The 19,256-nt window shown below is 50.6% G+C and carries 19 protein-coding genes; 7 read left to right on the forward strand and 12 right to left on the reverse strand.

Annotation, left to right across the window (positions count from 1 at the left end; all coding sequences use genetic code 11):
* Window positions 1-63: 63 nt before the first annotated feature.
* The 8 genes from WCX19_RS10055 to WCX19_RS10090 form a co-directional block, all read right to left on the reverse strand.
* Complete coding sequence (locus tag WCX19_RS10055; RefSeq protein ID WP_373007702.1) at window positions 64-639, reverse strand: V-type ATP synthase subunit E family protein; 576 nt, start codon at window positions 637-639, stop codon at window positions 64-66.
* A 14-nt stretch (window positions 640-653) separates the two neighbouring features.
* On the reverse strand, window positions 654-902 hold the full coding sequence (locus WCX19_RS10060; RefSeq protein ID WP_373007704.1) for an ATPase: 249 nt from the start codon (window positions 900-902) through the stop codon (window positions 654-656).
* Window positions 903-905: 3 nt separating this feature from the next.
* Window positions 906-2,933 (reverse strand): V-type ATP synthase subunit I, encoded by a 2,028-nt coding sequence (locus WCX19_RS10065; RefSeq protein WP_373007706.1) that lies wholly within the window; start codon window positions 2,931-2,933, stop codon window positions 906-908.
* Entirely contained in the window at window positions 2,920-3,249 is a 330-nt protein-coding gene (locus tag WCX19_RS10070) for an ATPase (RefSeq protein ID WP_373007708.1), read from the reverse strand. The genes WCX19_RS10065 and WCX19_RS10070 overlap by 14 nt, the downstream gene beginning before the upstream one ends.
* Window positions 3,250-3,376: 127 nt before the next feature.
* Complete coding sequence (locus WCX19_RS10075; protein ID WP_373007710.1) at window positions 3,377-3,841, reverse strand: alpha/beta hydrolase; 465 nt, start codon at window positions 3,839-3,841, stop codon at window positions 3,377-3,379.
* On the reverse strand, window positions 3,838-3,993 hold the full coding sequence (locus WCX19_RS10080) for a hypothetical protein (RefSeq protein WP_373007712.1): 156 nt from the start codon (window positions 3,991-3,993) through the stop codon (window positions 3,838-3,840). Before WCX19_RS10080 ends, WCX19_RS10075 begins: the two co-directional genes overlap by 4 nt.
* Before the next feature lie 216 nt (window positions 3,994-4,209).
* A complete protein-coding gene (locus WCX19_RS10085; RefSeq protein ID WP_373007714.1) occupies window positions 4,210-6,132 on the reverse strand; it encodes a type II secretion system F family protein in 1,923 nt (640 codons plus the stop codon).
* A complete protein-coding gene (locus WCX19_RS10090) occupies window positions 6,129-7,862 on the reverse strand; it encodes a type II/IV secretion system ATPase subunit (protein WP_373007716.1) in 1,734 nt (577 codons plus the stop codon). Before WCX19_RS10090 ends, WCX19_RS10085 begins: the two co-directional genes overlap by 4 nt.
* A 347-nt stretch (window positions 7,863-8,209) precedes the next feature.
* On the opposite strand from WCX19_RS10090, the gene WCX19_RS10095 reads away from it, so the two are divergent.
* Window positions 8,210-9,037, forward strand: coding sequence for an RAD55 family ATPase (locus WCX19_RS10095; protein WP_373007718.1), 828 nt, complete (start codon window positions 8,210-8,212; stop codon window positions 9,035-9,037).
* Window positions 9,034-9,732, forward strand: coding sequence for a KaiC domain-containing protein (locus WCX19_RS10100; protein ID WP_373007720.1), 699 nt, complete (start codon window positions 9,034-9,036; stop codon window positions 9,730-9,732). The genes WCX19_RS10095 and WCX19_RS10100 overlap by 4 nt, the downstream gene beginning before the upstream one ends.
* Before the next feature lie 266 nt (window positions 9,733-9,998).
* Here the strand turns inward: WCX19_RS10100 and WCX19_RS10105 are convergent, their stop codons facing one another.
* Window positions 9,999-10,262 (reverse strand): pro-sigmaK processing inhibitor BofA family protein, encoded by a 264-nt coding sequence (locus WCX19_RS10105; RefSeq protein WP_373007722.1) that lies wholly within the window; start codon window positions 10,260-10,262, stop codon window positions 9,999-10,001.
* Window positions 10,263-10,777: 515 nt separating this feature from the next.
* Here WCX19_RS10105 and WCX19_RS10110 point away from each other — a divergent pair.
* From WCX19_RS10110 to WCX19_RS10120, 3 genes are all read left to right on the forward strand, one after another.
* Window positions 10,778-12,019: a response regulator gene (locus tag WCX19_RS10110; RefSeq protein WP_373007724.1), complete on the forward strand. Its 1,242-nt coding sequence runs from the start codon at window positions 10,778-10,780 to the stop codon at window positions 12,017-12,019.
* A gap of 8 nt (window positions 12,020-12,027) precedes the next feature.
* Entirely contained in the window at window positions 12,028-12,183 is a 156-nt protein-coding gene (locus WCX19_RS10115; protein WP_373007726.1) for a hypothetical protein, read from the forward strand.
* A gap of 212 nt (window positions 12,184-12,395) precedes the next feature.
* Window positions 12,396-12,557, forward strand: a complete 162-nt coding sequence (locus tag WCX19_RS10120) for a hypothetical protein (protein WP_373007728.1) — start codon at window positions 12,396-12,398, stop codon at window positions 12,555-12,557.
* A gap of 435 nt (window positions 12,558-12,992) precedes the next feature.
* On the opposite strand, the gene WCX19_RS10125 is transcribed toward WCX19_RS10120, so the two are convergent.
* The 3 genes from WCX19_RS10125 to WCX19_RS10135 form a co-directional block, all read right to left on the reverse strand.
* A complete protein-coding gene (locus WCX19_RS10125) occupies window positions 12,993-14,855 on the reverse strand; it encodes a PKD domain-containing protein (protein WP_373007730.1) in 1,863 nt (620 codons plus the stop codon).
* Between the two features lie 415 nt (window positions 14,856-15,270).
* A complete protein-coding gene (locus WCX19_RS10130; protein WP_373007732.1) occupies window positions 15,271-16,146 on the reverse strand; it encodes a PA14 domain-containing protein in 876 nt (291 codons plus the stop codon).
* Complete coding sequence (locus tag WCX19_RS10135) at window positions 16,143-17,672, reverse strand: hypothetical protein (protein WP_373007734.1); 1,530 nt, start codon at window positions 17,670-17,672, stop codon at window positions 16,143-16,145. The genes WCX19_RS10130 and WCX19_RS10135 overlap by 4 nt, the downstream gene beginning before the upstream one ends.
* 704 nt (window positions 17,673-18,376) lie before the next feature.
* Between WCX19_RS10135 and WCX19_RS10140 the strand changes: the two genes are divergently transcribed.
* Both WCX19_RS10140 and WCX19_RS10145 read left to right on the forward strand, forming a co-directional pair.
* Window positions 18,377-18,523 carry a hypothetical protein gene (locus tag WCX19_RS10140; protein ID WP_373007736.1) on the forward strand — a complete coding sequence of 49 codons (147 nt, stop codon included), beginning with the start codon at window positions 18,377-18,379 and terminating at the stop codon, window positions 18,521-18,523.
* Window positions 18,524-19,102, forward strand: a complete 579-nt coding sequence (locus WCX19_RS10145) for a GNAT family N-acetyltransferase (protein ID WP_373007738.1) — start codon at window positions 18,524-18,526, stop codon at window positions 19,100-19,102.
* Window positions 19,103-19,256 lie beyond the last annotated feature (154 nt).

Raw genomic sequence — 19,256 nt, forward strand, 5'->3', positions numbered from 1 at the left:
CCTGGTACAGACGTAGATAGTGGGCGCTGAAATTCCTTTCATCCCTGCCATACCTGTACCACCCTATCCGAAGAGGAGATCAGATGCATCCTTGAGCCCGGATTCCCACACTTTGTTCATGAATGTACGATAGCTGTAATCGATCTGCAGCTCGTTACCTTCCCCTTCGATCAGGATCCCGCCGTCGATATCGACCAGTGCACCCAGGGTAAAACCTGAGAATTCCTTCTCGGCAAGGACGGCTTTTGCTGCCGCAACATCCCGTGCGTTGCAGTGGATGCTGCCTTTCGGGATCTCCTTTTTCGCTTCCGAAAGGAGTTTTTTGATGGCTTCACGATGGAAGCTTTCAGGGAGTTTGGCAATTTCAGAGCGGGTACTCTCGTACACTTCATCGAGAAGTCCCTTCTGAGTGTTTAAGAGCTCACGCTTGACAAGAAGGTTTGCAGCAGAGACATCCTGGGCGATGATCCGGGACTCCTGCTTCTTTGAGGTATCCTCGGCACCCGTTTTGATCTCTGCAACTTTACGGTTTGCTTCCGCTAAGATCCTGTCTGAATCCGCCATAGATTCGGCACGGATCGCATCCGCTTCTTTTTTGCCTTTTTCCCTGATCTCTTCAAGTACTGCTTCCAGTCCCATTGTTCTAGCCTCTTTTAGAACAGGAGCAGAAGTGCAACAACAAGACCGAAGATAACGATGGTTTCCGGAATGACCGTGAAGAGCAGTGCAAGACCGAAGATATCTTTGTTCTCTGCAACTGCGCCGACAGCTGCGGAACCGATACCCATTTCGGCGACACCGGTACCAAGACCGGTGAGACCGACTGCAAGACCGGCTCCGATTGCCTTCATTCCAACCTGCGATGCCTGTACCATTTCAAGAGTCATAACTACATCTGCCATAATCTAATCCTCCGTAAATTTTCGTTTCATTCCAAATGGAATATACTTCCTGCCTCCACCCTTATAGAACTTGGTGAAGAATTCGACGTAATGCAACCTGATAGAGTGGAGTCCGCCACCCAGAATACCCAGTGCCAGATTGAGGGTATGCCCCAGTAAAAAGATCACGATACCGGCAATGATCATTACAATCCCGACAATCGAGAGATTTTTCAGTGAGGGGCCTATGAACATCCCGATGGACAGGTAGTTCACGACCATCGCGATTGCCACCGATGAAAGGCCGACCGCCATCAGACGTGCATAAGAGAGCACATGCGAGATGATCGTTGGCAGTTCCACAATCTCAAGGACCGAGTCCCGTGCGATAAAGATGACGCCCATCACGATGAAGACGATAGCGATAACCATACCAAGCGAGAGCCCCGCGGCTACAATCGGAAGCCCGCGAAGGTCCGGCATGAGGGGTATGGCAAACATCGACCAGATGGCGATGATAATACCCCACATCACGGTAATCCAGCCAAGGTTCGCGAGGACGGCTTTCATCCGGTGCTCGCCATGGTCCTGGCGTGCATGGTTGATCATGCCCAGCGCCCGGCCGAGCGTGATATGCAGGATACCGATCCAGATAGAGACAATCATCAGCTCGGCAATCGCAGGTCCGTGCCCTCCGACTTCCGTTGCACCGATAAGCAGGTGCCTGCTGTAAATGAGAGACTCGTAATGCTCGATTGGGTTTACTACATGCCCGATCCCGAGAATCCACCCGACAATCTGGGAGAACTTGAACCCGAGGAACTCGTTGAAGAGCAAACCGAAGATAATCGTCGATATGCTCGCGTTCCGGAGAACCACAAGGAGTTGACGGCCATCGTCGCCTTTAAACACCCTTCGGAGCCCCAGGCACATGATGAGAAGCAGAAGGCCGTACCCGACATCCCCAAGGATCATCCCGAAGAAGAGGGGGAATACGATGGCAAGCATCAGGGTAGGATCTACTTCCGTGTACTTTGGGCGGGAGTAGATATCCATGAGCATCTGTGCCGGCTTTGCAAACGATGGGTTGTTGAACTCCACCGGCACCGAATCGTGCACGGGGTCAACCGGGAGTTCCGAGACAAAGACTTTCCCACCAGTCACCTTGTCCAGAGCCGCACTAATATCCTGTGTGCGGTCTGTCGGTACCCAGCCTTCTGCCACGAACACTTTCGAGGTCGTGGCAAACCGGAGGGGGGCTTCGGTCTGCTCGATCTTTGCCCGGAACGCCTCTTCACAGGCAACCAGGAGATCGGTATGCGACTCCTTGATCTTTGCGAGTTTTTCGTTGATTGCATCGATCTCTTTTTTAAGCGACGCGATCTGTTCCGTGTAATACGCAGTGCGTACCGATGCGGCACCATCCTCTTCGGGGATGGTAACCATCTGGAACTGCGCTTCCTGTAAGAGCCGTTCGACCTCTGCCCGGTTCTTTTCCGGAACCACAACAAGGATAAACGACCGGTCCTTGCCTTTTACCACCTGCATCTCGTGCGGGACGGTAATGGACACGTCACGGGAGACGTAGCCGGCAAATACAGAGAAAAACCGGAACCCGCGCAAAAGAGCGAGATCTACGGAAATCGCCAGGAATGGTGCGAGTTCTGCAATTTTCTGCTCGTACTCCTTCGCCTTTGTGTCAAGTTTCGAACGGGCACCGGCCAGTTTCTCGACTTCTTTTTCGATGCCGGGAAGATCCTGTTCGATCTGTGAACGGATCTGCGGCAGGCTCAGTTTCTGCTTTGCGTCAATATCCTCGCCACGGATTGCAAAGACGTTCTCGATTGCCCTGACTTTGACAAGCTCGGTTGATGCCTCGGTTGCCCCTTCAAGCGGCGTGCCGATCTTAAAGCCCTCGTACCCCTCGCGACCCTGATCCACATAGTCTTCGATATGGAACAGGTTCTCGCGGTACAGCTCCTGGACGATCGGTGCCGCCTGGTCACGGGATGCAACGATGAGCAACCGGCTCATCGGTTTAGGCGCCAACATGCAGCTGCTCCTTAAACCGCGATACCAGCAGCTGCACTGCTTTTGAAAGGTTCTTTCTTCCCTTCTCTTTCAATGCCGCTGAACGCTGATTGCCTTCTTTTATGATGTCAGCGTGCTTTTGAGCTGCCTGGTGCCGTGCTTCTTCCAGTTTCAGCTTCTTGTACTGTTCAGCATTGCTCTGCGCCTTTGTAATCAGGGTATCAGCTTCCAGTTCGGCCTGGGAATGTCGCTTCTTCTTTTCTTCCTGCGCCGTACTGATCATCGACTGATATTCAGTTTCAGTTTTCTTGATGTCGTCTAAGACCTCAGTTTTCATCCAACCCTCCACTCACGGCAATAGAATATGTGGTGGAAAAAACAATATAACTATTGTTATTTACGATTTTCAGGCCGGCTTTTAAGGGGGGGGAAAATTTCCTAAAAAAAAGATTTTTTAAAAAAAATCAGTAATATTTATCGGGTTTTATCCACTCAAGGGCAAGCGTTTTCGGAAGAGGCGGGATCACGATACCGTCGGCAGTTCCTGAAAACGTTATACCTGCAAGTTCATCCGATGAACAGACGAGGTGCTGTTCCGGGTGCGTCCCCCGGACAATCGAACAGTTGGTCTGGATCGCGGGTCCAACGGATACCACGTAGGGGATCCGTTTCGATCCCGGGTGGTCGCGGGGGAGAACCACGAGCGGCAGGTGGTACGTCCTGACAAGTTCGAGAAGCATCAGGGCGGGCTCGACCGGGCCTGCTTCAGGTGCGGAAACCACCACCAGGTCGCCAGCATGGACTCCCTGGATGTATTCATCATGACTTGCCTCGATGCAGAGAGGAAATGCCTTACGGATAGATGCAACGAGAAGAAAAGAATGGGCGCCCTTAACATACAGGACGTCATTGCCAACAGAGACGGTCATATCTGGACAACGTCTTCAGACTGGCAGGAAGGACACATGGGATGTTTGCCGATCCCCTTGAACCGCTCGCCGCATTCCTTGCACCGGTAATCTTTTCCCGTGACCCGGTCTTCGGGGAGATCGATGTCCGTTGGTCCGCCAACACTACACATGCTCCAATCACCTCACTACTCTAATCTCCCCATGGTATTATTTATGTCTGTTTACGGTTCCGGTGTAGTCCGGTTGCTTGTCAAGGGGAGCAAGAGCATCTGCTTTTTGAGGATTTCGATTAACTAGCAAAAATGTTTAGGTTCATTGTAATGTCTACGACGGAAAAATTAATCGCGGATCGTACAAAAAGAGGGTTTTTAAAATCCTCTTTGGTGTTATACCCCCAGGATGAAATTGAACGTGACAAGTGTGATGATCAGCAGGATACAAGCGTGTTTTATACCAGCGGCAAGTGACGACTCACCCATCAGCCCGGCAATGAGTCCTGAAAAGAGTGCCTGTACGAGGCACGCATGGTAGAGGAGGCGATCCAACGACTTGACCGACACCGACCCGATAGCTGACAGCGACCCGGCAGACGATAACCCGGAGGTTCCGACATGGGAAAGGACCGGAAGGAACTGGGTGGTGAGGACGCCAACGACAAAGAGGAAGACCAGAAATGCGAGATACACGATCGCCGTGTAGATAAACATCTCCGCAAAGCGCTCTTTTTTTAGCGTCTCGCTCATCTTTGCATCGCTCGCGGCAATGGCAAGCACCTCCCCAATCTGCCCGCTCATTTCGCTTGCTTTTGTAATGAGCGTGACCGTCCGTGCAATGGCAGGCGTACTGATCCGCTTTTCAAACCGCATCAGGGCTTCGGTGAAATTCGCTCCCCAGTCCATGTCGCGTTTTATCCGGCGGATCTCGTAGCTGAGGAGCCCAAGATTGGTAGTGACCATGATCCCAATGGCCTGGGCAACTGAAAGGCCGACCCGGTTAATACCGGCCATCCTTTCAAGGAAATCCGGTATGAGCATCTGGATCCCGTTCATCTTCCGCGCCCAGAGTTCATAGAAGATCGCGTAGGGGATAAGCACGATTAAGAGCGCGATGATGATATGGTCGTCCACAACATCGATAAAAAGTTCAGGATCGGCGTAATGAGGAGTATTTAATAACACAACGGTTACGTAAAGGAGTGCAACGGGGACGGTAATGCACAGTGTAAGGTTAACGTTGTTGATAAAACTCTCAAGGGGATGAACGAGGTAATGTACCAGGTTCCGGACCCGATCGTATTTTCTGAGCTGTTCGAAATACTGTTCTTCACCGGCTTTTTTGGTGATCTGCACATCAGCATAGGTGTTGAGCAGGACCTCCCGTGTATAACGCTCGGCCTTCTCTTTGTTGGTGGAAATGAAATCGATGAACAGGATAAATAAAACCGATCCAACGGGCAGGACGAGATAGACTACTAACGTGAGTTGGAGAACGGCCGCTCCTCCCATCATCCCCATAACCACCATGATGATGATTAAAAAAAGCGGGCCCGCGACAAAGAGCGTGACATAGGATTCAGCCACCATGGAAAGGACGAGCAGGAACTGCTTCTGTTCAAACCGTGCCTCTTCCTGGTACAGTCGTACCCGGCTGGCGAGGAATCCGGTCATGTCCCCTCCGCTTTCGATCACCGAAAGCAGATCTTCGAGGAACTGCTTGAATTTTTCCGAGGGAGTGGTTTCCGCGAGGTGGTGGATTGCCGTGAGGACATCGCTCCCAAAAAAGTTCACGTCTCTTGTTACCTGCCGGAATTCAAGAGCAACCTCACCGTAAATATGAGCATTTTCAGACAGGGCGGAAAATATGGTCATCAACTGCGCACCGCCTTGGCGCATCGCATACATGTAAGCGACCGCATTGTGGAGCGTCAGGTTGATCCTGATGGACCGGCTATTCTTCTCGGTAGCGGGAAAACGGAGCAGGACAAGGTATGTGAGATATGCCCCGAATGCAAACGAGACCACAAGGGCGAAACATTCGACAATTACAGGGTTCGTTAATATTTCAGGCATCTGGAGGTTCAGGACATTGTAGACGCCCTTCCCGGTCTGGATATCCATAATGATAAACCGGCCTGCAAGGAGACCGAATATGCCAAAGAGAAGACCAACAAGGATGGAGATCTTCGTGGAGCGCCAAAGGTACTGTTCGAGAGTCTTGCCGGAACGCGAGGAGACCAGATCGGCATGGAGGCTGCGATGATGTAGTGGATCGCGCACCATCCAATCCGTAATCACACGGCTGAACTTCATCTCAATACCTGTCTGAGATCCGTGCTGTTGGCCAGCACTTCCTCACGCCGGATATGGTAAATGTGGAAGATCGATGCGACGGAGATATAATCGAAGATCTTCTGTTTTTTCATCTCTTCGAGAAGGTTTTTCCGCACAGCAATCTCGGTGTCCAGTTGCTCCCGGGTCCACCCGTGATTCTCGGCGATATTGTTGTAGATCCGGGATCTTCCGGTGAAGGTTGCACGGTCATGAATCGGATCGTATACGAATACGTTGTTGACCTGGAGGTTCCCGGTTGCCGGGTCGATACCGGCGACCTCTACAATCTCCTGCGCACGACGGACCCGTTCCGTCCCCCGGTAGATGAGCGCCTGCACGCTGACGACGTTCAATGCCTGCACCATGTTACGTGGGACGTTCAGCGGCGCGCTTTCCAGCCGGTGAATGGCCGCATCAATACTGCCGGCATGCATGGTGGAGAACGTCGTATGCCCGGTGTTCATCGCCTGGAAGAGTGTCTGCGCCTCGGCGCCCCGAACTTCACCGACAATAATGAATTCCGGCCGCTGACGCATGGCGGCCCGCAGGAGATCGAACATATTGATCGCATTTCCCCCTTCGGTCAGGGCGTCACGGGTTACGCTTGCGATCCAGTTATCGTGGTAGAGCGTAATCTCCCGCGTATCCTCGATACTGACCACTTTAGCTGAGGGCGGGATAAACAGGGAAACCGCGTTTAAGGACGAGGTTTTGCCGGATGCGGTTCCTCCGATAAAGAGCATGCTCATGTTGTTCTCTATGGCCAGCCAGAAATAGGCGAGTTCGTCGCTGGTAAACGTGCCGTACTCCAGAAGTTCTACAGGAGAGAACGGCTCTTCACGGAATTTCCGGATGGTAAACGAGGTCCCACGGGTCGTCACTTCGGTCCCAAGGGTTAGCTGGAGCCGGGAGCCGTCGGGGAGGGTGGCGTCCAGCATCGGCGAGCCGGTTGAGATGTGTTTCCCTGATCGCTGGGCAAGCGTTATCGCAAGCGAGTTGAGGACATCAGATTCAAACGCAATGTTGGTCCGGATGTTCCGGTATTTCCGGTGGTATAAAAAGATCGGGATCCTGCTTCCGTCGCAGGAGATATCTTCGAGATGTGTATCATTCATCAGCGGATCGATACGTGACCAGCCGATGAAATTGCGGACAAGGTAATACTGGAGTTTAAAGAGCGAGGTGTCTTCGAGAGCAAGCCCGTAATTATCAAGGAGGCCGTACACCTTTTCAAGCAGGATCCTGCGCCGGTCTTTGTTGAGCTCATCGGTGGTCAGGACCAGGACATCGAGAAGATCCCTGTGGAGCCGTTCAAGCAGTTCGTATTCAAATTCGGACAGGGTAGGTTCAAAGAGCAGGTACTCAGACTGGTTGGTCTTTTTATTCAGGGTGATATACACCAGGGTCTGACCCATCGCGAGCCAGTACTGGTCGAGCAACTCATGTCCTTCCGGCACGCTCCCGGTTACAAGAGTGCCGTGCTTCGCGTAATCATATTCTTCCGGCGCTGACTGTTTGCTGATACGAAGATAAGAGAGATACTGCCGGTAACTCGACCGGAATTTTTTAGGCCCGGGCTTTTCTGCATGAGCATCCGTAATATTTTCCGGGTAATCGTTGTAGGGCTCCCCGGTATCCTTCCCGGTTGCAGCCTCCGGTTTAGGGAGCGGATCTTTTTTGAAGCGTGCAAAAATATCAGAAAGCCCCATAGTCCTGTACTCCCACCAGATACCTGTTTGTCACCGATAATATTTCGGGGGATGATCCTATATTATAGTATGCAGAGCCCCGGACAGGGTTTTCGCTTTTTTTTAATGCGCAGTCCGGACATGTGTTTATAATTTTTTTGATTTTTTATCCCCATTTGGGTTAACGGGCAACACATCCATCAAAGGGAGCGTATCCCTCCGGAGGAGATTCAGGCACGGTGCAAATTTTTTCTCACTGCCGTTCCCTCCGATATACCCGGCATGCGTAGTTAAACCAGAAGATATCTTTATTATCATACTCAAAGAGAGAATCATTTGACGAATTTTCTCGTTGATGGGAGTGTATAATGCAGGAGCCACAAACGACAAGGATGCCTACAGGACTCCCCACACTCGATCCGATTCTCGATGGAGGTGTACCGGTTGGCTCCATGATCCTCCTTTTTGGTGAGCTCGGAGCGGGTAATTATGAATTTGCCTACAGTTCCATTATCAATACTCTCGCACGAATGGCAAAACTTCCTGCATCCGAACCTCGTTTCCCGGCAAAGATCCGGTACATCACGTTCACCCGGCTTGAGAGCGATGTCCGCCACGAGATCGTCCAGTCATTTGCGGCGGACGGGGTGAGCGAGGATTCGGTGAACTTTCAGTTTGTGGATCTCTCCGACTTCTATTTTGACCGAAGCCTTGTTCCTAATGAATGGTACAGCCACAGCGATACCCTGACTCAGCTCCAGAAACGTTCGGAGCGTTCCAATATTTTTATGAAACTTTCCGAGGTATTCAACTCCACAGAACCAGAGAGCCTGATTATTCTCGATTCGATAACGGATATCGCCACCCAGACCAACCTCCCCAATCTCTGGCAGGACCTGACCGGGTTCCTGCGTGGTGCCCAGCGGCTCGTAAAACAGAAGAGATGCACACTCTACCTGCTACTCAGCAAGGGGATCATCGATGCGGCAAAAGAGCACGAAATTGCCGATATTGCCGACGCGGTCTTTTTGTTCCGGTGGGAAGAGAGCACCAGTTCGCGGCGCCAGCGCGTGATGTTCTTTGAGAAGTTCCGTGGGGTTATGCCTCATCTTGAAGAGCAGGATCTGGTGAAATTTGCTGTCCGCATATCCACCACGGAAGGATTTGAAGTGAGCAACATCAGGATGGTCATATGAGCAAAAACCGTGTGAACGTTGGGATCATCGGCCTTGACGATATGCTGGGCGGGGGACTTCTCCCGGGAAGCATCTCTGCGATCATCGGCACCTATGGGACTGGAAAGACGACGTTTTCCCTTGAATTTGTCTGGGACGGGCTCAAAAAAGGCGAACACGTGATCTACATAAGTCTCGAAGAGCGCGAGGACCGGATCCTGGGGTACATGAGGCAGAAAGGCTGGGACCCAGTACCCTATCTGAATACGGCCCTTTTTGTCATCAAACTCGACCCGACGGATTTTAATCTGGCAAACAACCGGATTAAAAACGAGCTCCCGAACCTGATAAACGAGGTGAAAGCCAGCCGGGTGGTGATCGATCCTATCTCCCTTTTTGAGGATCTTTTCGAGAATGATGCAGACCGGCGTCGCGAGATGTTCCGGTTTGTCGAGGGGCTGCGGGACAAGGACTGTACCATCATGATGACCTCGGAGACTGCCCCGGAAAATATCTTTGCGAGCCGGCACTCTCTGATCGAGTACCTTGCCGATACGGTTATCGTTCTCCGATACGTCCGGTCTGGCGATCTCACCGACGTGCATCTTGCGCTTGAAGTAGTAAAAATGCGGATGTCTGCCCATTCACGGGAGATCAAGCCGTACGAAATTGAGCAGGATCAGGTTACCGTCTACTCGGAAGCAAACGTGTTCTGAAGGGGTATATTCTTTTTACGGGATTACTCTGGGTGAACCTGCATGCACCAGATGGATCCTCCACCCGGAAATTATTTCCCAAAGATGAAGATCTTTTTATTATGGCTCTCCGCTTGTAATTGTGGGGATAAATCAAGTTCTCGTCAAGCACGTTGATGGGGACTAACGCCGAAGGAAAACCCCGGGTGAAGTTCAAGCAAGGGAATGTACGATAAATTAATCGTGTAACTTACCCCCGTGAAATGAAGAAAGAGCCTTTTTTTATCTTAGACCGTGATGCCGAGAATGTTGAGCAGGACAAGGACGAGCACGCCCGGTAGCCCTCCAACGCCGCAGATGATCAGCGTTGCAAGACTATACCCGAGATCGGGTTTGCCCACCCACTGCATGATCTGGAACGTGTTTAAGACAAAGAGAAAGATGAGGCCGAGAACAGCGTTGATGACCAGCACTGCGAGTTTTTTTACCAGAAAATACGCGATGGCAAGGACGACGACGATAAGGATGACGGCAAGGATAATGTCACTCATAGATACTTACCACGGTTCTTTGGTTAACCCAATAGTTGTTTGTCAAAATCGTTCCCAAAATGCCCGGATTTTGAACAGGAAAAAACGGGTGCTTCATGCACGTATCTGTTCCTCAATCGTTTAAATGGTTGCCGTCATTTCACGGTACTGTGGATCTGTCATTCCTGAGATCAACAATGTATGAATGGCATCCACATCCCGATTTCCACCTCCCATACACCCGGGGGATTTCATAAGCGGGATAGTGCACGGGGTCATCTGAATTTGAGGGAAAGCGACGATATCTCCCGCGCGATTAAGCGCAAGGGAGACAAAAATCCAGTCCCTTAAAAACCCGTCTCCAGAAAATTTGAGGGGAACGTACCTGAAGCGACATTTCCGCCATTATGAATCGGTTCGCCGTAAGCCTTGAATAATATAAAAGCAGACAGTGATGGATTATCCGGGATTTCGGTGTATTTTGTTGAATAATCAATGTATTCCCGTTATTTGTATCGGGTACGAGACTGGTTGCCATGAATGAGACTATCCTTGTTGTAGATGATAGTACGTTCATCGAAGAGGGGCTTGTTGCTATCCTTAAACGAAACGGGTATACCACCCTCTCGGTGAAGAGTGGGGACGAATGCCTGGATATCTTAAAAACCACGACTCCCGACATTATCATCCTTGATATCCTGATGGAACCCATGGACGGGTGGGAGACGCTGAGTCATCTCAAGGCAAATCCCGCCACGGCGGGGATCCCCGTCCTTATGTTCTCGGCTAAAAAAATATCTCCTTCTGAAGCGCTGGAGCACCGCAAAGACATTGATGGCTTTGTCACAAAGCCCGTCAATTTCGTCCAGCTGATTAATTCGATCCAGCGGATCCTGGATCGCAGGAACGATATGAAGGTTGAAGGATTGGCCACGCCGGACACCGATCCCGATAAAGCCCTGATCGATGAATATACCGCATTGCCCTCAAGCATTGAACTCGATAAGGACCTGCTCTTCACCCTTAAGAAGTCCACCGGGGGAAATGCGCATTTGCACAGGGTGCCTGCCGAGGATCTTGCCGCTGTGAAGAAACTCGAAGAGAAGATCAGGACCGATGAACGGCATTTGAAAGAGCTTAACGAAACAAGAACGGTTCCGCCCAAGGCCTCCGTTGACGTGAGCCATTTGAGCGATCCGACCATCATGGATCCGGTGCCCACAACGAAACCGGTGCCGGTTGCTAATCCGGGACCTGTTCCGCCGGTTACTCCCACAATACCCGTGGTCATACCCTCAATTTCCATTCCGGATACTTCCGTTCCCGACGTGCCCATGATTCAGCCCTCCGTTGATATGAGCCTGGAGGACGATCCGGCCATCATGGATCCGGTGCCCGCAAAGAAACCGGTGCCGGTTGCTGATCCGGTACCTGTTCCTCCGGTTACACCCGTAATACCAGTGGTCATACCTTCAGTTTCCATTCCGGATACTTCCGTTCCCGACGTGCCCATGATTCAGCCCTCCGTTGATATGAGCCTGGAGGACGATCCGGCCATCATGGATCCGGTGCCCACAACAGAACCGACATTGGTTATCAAAAAAGGAATTCCGGTATTATCTTCCACCACATCACCGGCTCCTGCGAGAACGGCAGGCACACCGGTGCCGGAGTCCAGACCAGGATCAACAAAGCCGAAGACTTTGATTATCGCCGGGATTATTATCGTAATCCTTGTTGTCGCAGTCGCTGTGTTTGTTCTCTTTAAACCCCTGTAAGGTACCGTGTGGCAAGGGCGTTGTTTGTAGTGCTTTACAGTCATTACTCCACCGGGATGGCAGCCCTCAACGTTCACATGGGAAGAGAGAGGGACATCCTCCCCCTATCTGAAGAGTTCAATATGAAAATGGGTGACGTATTGGGTTACCTCCTGAAATTTTGATCGCATACCGTTGAACCGTGAACGGGTCTCTGCGCCGTACGGGGCGGTGCCTGATATTTTGGTGCTGGTGCGGCACAATCCGACACACGATGCGTATAATCTGCTCGTAAGCAGGAAAACGCAGGTATCACTCCATTCAAAATAAAAAATTCTGGATCATGTAACAGAGAGTGCCGAGGCTTTAGTTACGGTCACGAGGTCTGCCAAGTGCTGTGACAGTAATGTCAACGGTTGTTCCACTTGAACCGGACGGGCTGGTCGCTGAACTCTGTATATCGCTATTAACCGTGAACAATGGTGCCATAGTACTAAACTTTATTGTGGTCGCACTGGCAAATCCCGTCCCGTTTATTCGCATGTGGGTTGGTTTGTAAAGTTGTTAGTGTGGTGTCTGTAATTCCGCAACCGGCCCGATCAGATCCCTGTTTTTTCCACGCGAAAAGAAAAAATCCGGAATTTTTTTCGGTCCAAAAAAATTTGCCGACCCGGGCGATCCGGTTTTTTTGGTAAAAATCCGGAACTGCCGGAAAATTCACGTCAGCGCCAAAATTATTTTGTCAGTTGCACATCCGATAATCGGATAATTATCCGATTATCGGTTAGTTAACTGACACCTCTTTTTCGGGCTGAAATGTTTTTTGCCGGAATTTTTCCGGCACGAAACATGTTTGCCTCCACGTTTCCGGCAATTCGCAGTTTTCCGGGTGTTTGTTTTATTGGATCAGCAGGGTTTTCAGCAGAACAAAAAAAATACTTTGGGGAGATCGTGCCCCCTCCCACCACGTGAACGGTCAGACCCGCGGCTATTTTTAGAACGGGTAATCGTTCGCGCTGCTGAAGTAATTGGCAAGGCTCGTAAATGTAATCGTCGTTGAGCCGCTTGTAACCGTAAACCCATTTTTGGCGAGGACAACCCCCTTGAAAGAGTTCCCATTAAAGGTCACTTGCCCATTGGGCGCAAATAAAACCCCGGTAACCGGATAATGCATGTTGAATCCACTTGCACTACCCAGTGAGATATCTCCTGTTCTGGCGATAATTACGATATTACTTACACCAGGTGTATCCCAAGTGTCTGACGCAGTATAACTATCCGCAATTACTTTCATGTTATTTGTCAGTGTACCACTGGTACTGGTAGAGTATCCCTGCGTCTGGTACCATGAATCGGGTTTTAACGAAGGCATCGTCAGGCTTGGCATGGAGACACTTGCGACCGAGGTCTGCTTAATGCACCGGTTTACGAAATCCAGATCATACCCTGTGGGGTAGGTTAACGTGCCGGTATAGTAGATGTACTTATCTGTATCAATGGTAGGAACCCCATAGGCTAAGGTAACATCACCATTGACGTACATATTCCCATGAATGTTGTCGTTTTCAAGGACAAGATTTTTGGCGACATAGACATCACCGTAGATGTGCCGTGTCCCGCCGTTCAGGTTCAGGTTTCCGTTGATGGTGATATTCCCCGGTGTAGTCTGGGATCCCATGCCGGTACTCCCGGTGTTTAAGGTGACATCGCCGTCAATATAGATGTAACTTACAGCGATCTGTGCACCACCGTTCAGGGTACTGCTGTACAGAGGACTGGTAATGATGATGGTCGATCCGTCTCCATACACGTTACTTCCTGCGAAGTTCAACTTTGTCCCGTAGACAAAGACGCTGTTCTGGACGATGTACGAGGTGAAATTCGAGACGGATACATTGACGTAGTTCGTATTTGTGAGCGAGTTGCTGCCCCAGACATTGGTGGCGTTCAGCGATACCGTGTACAACCCTATGGACGAATAGGTATGCACCGGGTTCTGTACCGTGGCATTTGTGGTATTCCCATCGCCAAAGTTCCATGACCATAAAGTGGGAGAGTTCGTTGACAGGTCGGTGAACTGAACGGTAAGCGGGTTGGTTCCCAAGAGGGGTGTCCCGGTAAAGTTGACAACCGGCAGAAGTGGTGCCGCCGTGACCGTGATGTAGCCCACTTTTGTGTTCGTGTTACTACCGGCAGCATTGGTGGCTGTAAGTTTAACCGTATATGTGCCAGCGGCAGTATAGTTGTGAATGGGGCTTTGATTTATGGTAGTTGTGGAGTCCCCAAAGTCCCACGACCAGGCTGTGGGTGAGTTCGCAGAAATGTCAGTGAACTGGACTATGAGCGGGGCGGTGCCGTTAAGTGGTGTAGCGGTAAAGTTGGCTACCGGTGTCTGAACAGGCGTCGTTGTGGTGGTTGTTGCGGTGGTCGGGCTGCCGCCATGGCCTCCAAAATCCGAAGAGGCAAGAATGGTCGAGCTACTGCCGCCCGTGTAGACAATCTGGACCATGCCGGGTGCGGCGCCTAAGTACGTATAATTGAGGGATTCACCCATAGCCCACGTGGACCAGGTTGGCGATCCACCCTTGGAGAACTGTTGAGTCACGCCATCAACGAGAATTTTCATATTCTCTGCAGAGATCGAGTCCCCGCCGTCATGATAGATCCTTATAGACTCCTGCGAGGTATCTTCGGAAATAACCGCACTCAGAGCCGGAATTTTTTCCGGGGTGGAATGCGACATGAGTGCAACGCCGATAACGGCTATGCCGATTACCACCACGCTGACGAGAAGGATGGATCCGATTACTTCTGAAACCGCAGATTCCTGTCGGGATGACGATGGCGTTCTCTTCATGTTTTTCCCTTTTCTGATGCAATAGTTCTTACTCACACTGGGAATCTTATCACATTAACCTATTCCCTCATGGGAGTTAAAACAGCCACGGTGATAGGATCTCCTCCCAAGAGAACTCCATGATCGGAATGCCATGGTTTTGTGATTGTACTTGGTGCCTCATCGGAGATGCTGATACTGACCCCAGAATCTCCTCTAAATTGGGGAAAACTGGCAGGGGCCGGATTCTGACAGGTGGCTGTACTCCCGTTCCCTGAATGTCCAAAAGTTATGATGTCACCGGCCCTGGAAGGATACTGGTCACCCTGTCGGGGTCGGGGCAGTTACCCAGACCTGCTCGATCGTTTTTTCGCCACCACTCCCTGTATACACAATCTGGAGGGTACCTGGGGGGTTCTTGGGACGTATCCCGGGGTTATGAGCTGGTTGACGTGTGCCAGACATTAGTAACCTGCTGGAGAGACATTGTCGAACTGGAATACTGGAGCCGGGCAACCGCCAGACTATAGTGTTGGTACATCTTCACAACAATATGATGGTAGCCGGGGGTAAGGGTGATTGTCCCGGTCTTTGGCACCTGAGGATCACTCCCACTGTGATCAATCACCAGCCTTTCGTCAATCCAGAGCCAGGATCCGTCATCTGACGTAAGACTAAAGGTATAGGTATCCGCCTGTGTCACGAGTAAATACCCCTCCCATGTAACGCTGAAACTTATATATCGCCCGACCATCGGGACTGGCCAGTTTGACTCATCCGTAGGTGCATGGAGCCAAAAGGTCGTATTGGCATCTGCATTTGCGTACTGGATCTCATTGTCAATTCTGGTTCCTGCCAGATTAGTCCAGGTCTCGTCATTATAGTAATTCGCGATAAAACCGTGTGTGTATGTGGGTGGTTTTACCCAGAGCTGTTCAAGGGTCTGCCAGTAACCCCCCCCGGTATATACAACCTGGATCGTGACCGGGATGTTCTGGAGATCGTAATCGGAATATTTCAGAGTCTGTCCTATCGCCCAGGTTGCCGGGTCGCCAAATGCCGCAGTCTTATCCTGCCCGTCGACAAGGATCCGGAATTGTCCTTTCTGCAGGGGGTCCCCGCCATCATGTTTGAGGTAAAATCCATTGGTATTACTTATCACTTCAGCAGTCATGGCCGGGATTTTCTGCGGCTGGGGCTGGGAGAGCACGGCAACCATCAGGATCGCCATCCCGGCGACCACGACGACGATCAGCAAAACGGCACCGACAGTACCGGATAACCCGGCATCGTTCAGCCCCCGGGGGGTCACTGCAGTATCCCGCCCACGCCATGAACTGAGGGGCTGTATATTCCATTCGATGCAATGACGTTGATATCATAGATACCATTGGACCCGTCGATGCCATTGATAATGATGTAACTCTCGGTCGTGGTATTGCCGATAGTGGTATTGGAAATTCCGGCAACCATGGCTGTTTCCGTGAAGTAATTTTTCCACATTGCCCGAGCCTGATCATCGGACGTTTTGACACCTATACGAATCCATTTGGTATTGGCCCTTCCCAAAGCAACCGGAGCAAAGGGGAGCGGGGTGATACTGTTTAAGGTTGTTCTAACCTGGATTGCGCTGTTGCCGCCAACGATCCCTGTAGAACTGTCGTCAAGTGTAAGGGCATTGATGTTCACGGTGACGATATTGGTTGTCATATTGTTTGAAAACGAGATTTCCGGGGGGAGTTTCCAGGTGATATTCCCGTCATTCTGGGCGAGGAATACACCCCCCATCTGGTAATAATAGGTCTGGGGGATCCAGTAGTTATTATTTGTACGGTATTCCAGTGCGCCGAGAGCCAGTGGGGGCATAGTGTATGTCCCTTCGGTGTAACCATATACCACGTTACCGTTTCCGGTTATATGCGCATTGTTATTCGTGTGATTGTAGATGTAGAGCGTGTTTGACAGCGTGAGAGTATCCGGATACTGCATTATCGACTGGATACCATATGCAGGATCCATTATGTCAACCGTATAATTCCCGGTTGAGATCGTATTGTACACCGGAAGACTTTGGATCGATGATCCATTATTCTTGAATACTGATATGCTGATATCAGTTCCATTATAAAGAGTTCCTTGAGCGGTATTAAGGCAATAATAAGTAGTACCAGATCCAGTTCCAGACGTTCCGGTTGGTTGTCCGGATGTGCAGGCAGTTGATGATGTGGATGTGGTTATTGTAGACTTCATGTAAGGGGTCATGCGGGGGCTGATATTTATCGTTGCCATCCATCCCGTCCCCTTCATCTGAAGTCCGTAATTCGTAGGGGTTGCTGTCTGAAGATCGGTAGCAAGGATATTTGAGATATTGACATAGATGTGCTGTGGCGTGGAATTGATCATCGTGGATACACCAAGGGAGAGTGCCGATGAGGTATGCACGTTTGGATCCAGAATCATCGAATATGATGAGATATTCAACGTTTCCGGTGTTCTCTGGTTGATCGCGATCACCCCGCTTGAACTGACCGGACTCATGATCGGGATGATACTGTTTGATCCCTGAGTGAACCCCCCGGTAGTTCCCAGCGTAAAGGAGTCGCTCACCGATGTTCCGACTTTGTTGTTATTGAAAAGTGAATCCAGGCTGAGTTTGTATGCAACGAACTGATCCTTTACCTCGTTCATGTGAAGGATCTCGTTCTCGCGGCCCTGTGCCGGGACCCCATATATGAGATACAGGGAAAATGCTGCGGTAATGACCCCGAGGATTAGCACAAACCCGATTACTTCAGAAAGAGCCCGGTCCTTATCGTGCCCCGCACTACCACTTCTCATATTCAGATTATCCGTTTATGGCTTGATTTATAAAGTTGTTAGTGTCTGTTTTTGTGGTGCCCGATAATGATCGCTGTCAGGATATGGTTGTTAAGAGTTTCTGCAATCCCGCCCGGGTGCCATTTGTGTATGTGCCAACCCCCTCTTTTGTACGAAGGTGGCACCCCCCACTCTCAAGCCAGAACAAGGGGGTGGGGGTACGGCTTTTAAAAAAATCGGTCGGGGGGTCGGGGTACCTCTCACTTTTGGGAGTGGGGGGTACCCATTTGCAAGAAAAGAGGCCCCTCCCCCCCCAAGCCATCGGTCGTCAAAATAGGGGTTCCGACGATAACTCCACGCGAAGCACTGGTTGCACTGGTGCAATCAGGGGGGGTAGTCCCCAGTCATGTGCCCGGACAGGGGGGTGGGGGTACGGCTTTTAAAAAAATCGGTCGGGGGGTCGGGGTACCTCTCCTTTTTGGGAGTGGCGGGTACCCCCCCTGCCCATCGTTCCGGAATTTTTTATTGACCGCTGGAAGTCCACAAAGAAATTGTGGCAGGATGCGTGGAAGCGGGGGCACCCGGCTGGCGGTTTGAGTCTACTCTGCTTGCTTTATAGGCCTGCGGTCCCGGTGCCGTCGTAACTGGCAACGGTATGTTATTTTGACCACAATTTTATAATATCGAGACATACGTAGATATCATTAACAGGAGTGCGGGCAACCATGGCAAAGCCGATTGAACTGGGACTTGTTCTCGACCGGGAAGAGTCTATCAGATTTCAAAAATATATTGATAATCCGACATATACCAAAGAAGGTCGCAAGCTGATTAGAGAAGCTGCCGAATTAGCTGATAGATCCCGTCTTTAAATGAGCGTCAAATTTGAAGATCTTGATTTTTTAGTCCTCACTGCCGATCATCTTCATCTTCTCCCCACTTTTAAATGTAACAATACTGAATTGAAGGGTTTTCTGATCGAGGACGCTTATCAAAAACAGATTGACCGTATATCGGTCACAAGACTTGTTTTGTATCAAGGGCGGCTTGTCGGTTATTTTACACTGGTTACTGATGTTATTAAGAAGGGGGAACTTGTCGATGGAGATGGAGACCCGGATTTTAAATATGGTACATACCCTGCCCTAAAAATTGCCCGCCTGGCCACTCATCAGGAGTTCGAACGGCAGGGGATAGGCCGCTACGCGTTATTGAAGATTTTCGCACTCTGGATCCGGCTCTCGGCACATATCGGATGCAGAATTATTACTGTCGATGCAAAACCGACCGCAGTCGGGTTCTATAAAAAGTTCGGTTTTCAAGAGGCGATTATGGATCCTAAAAAACTAACGATGAGGGAAACCATTCCCCTTTATATCGATATTCACAAGGAACTTGAGAGAGTAAGGAAGAATTCAGTATTAAGCGATTTCGGGGAAAAACGGCATTAATCGGGGTTTCCACAAAACCGGATTTCTTTTCATTCGCGAATTCTTGTCACCCTGCGAGATCCGCCACCAGAAACGCATGGCGGGATCCATTGCGGGGGTTGCTTAAGGATACTCTCTGCCAGATTTCCCTCTTCAAATGTGAATGCGCCAGTTA

It is taken from the genome of Methanoregula sp. (genome assembly GCF_041663825.1).
Taxonomy (GTDB): Archaea; Halobacteriota; Methanomicrobia; order Methanomicrobiales; family Methanospirillaceae; genus Methanoregula.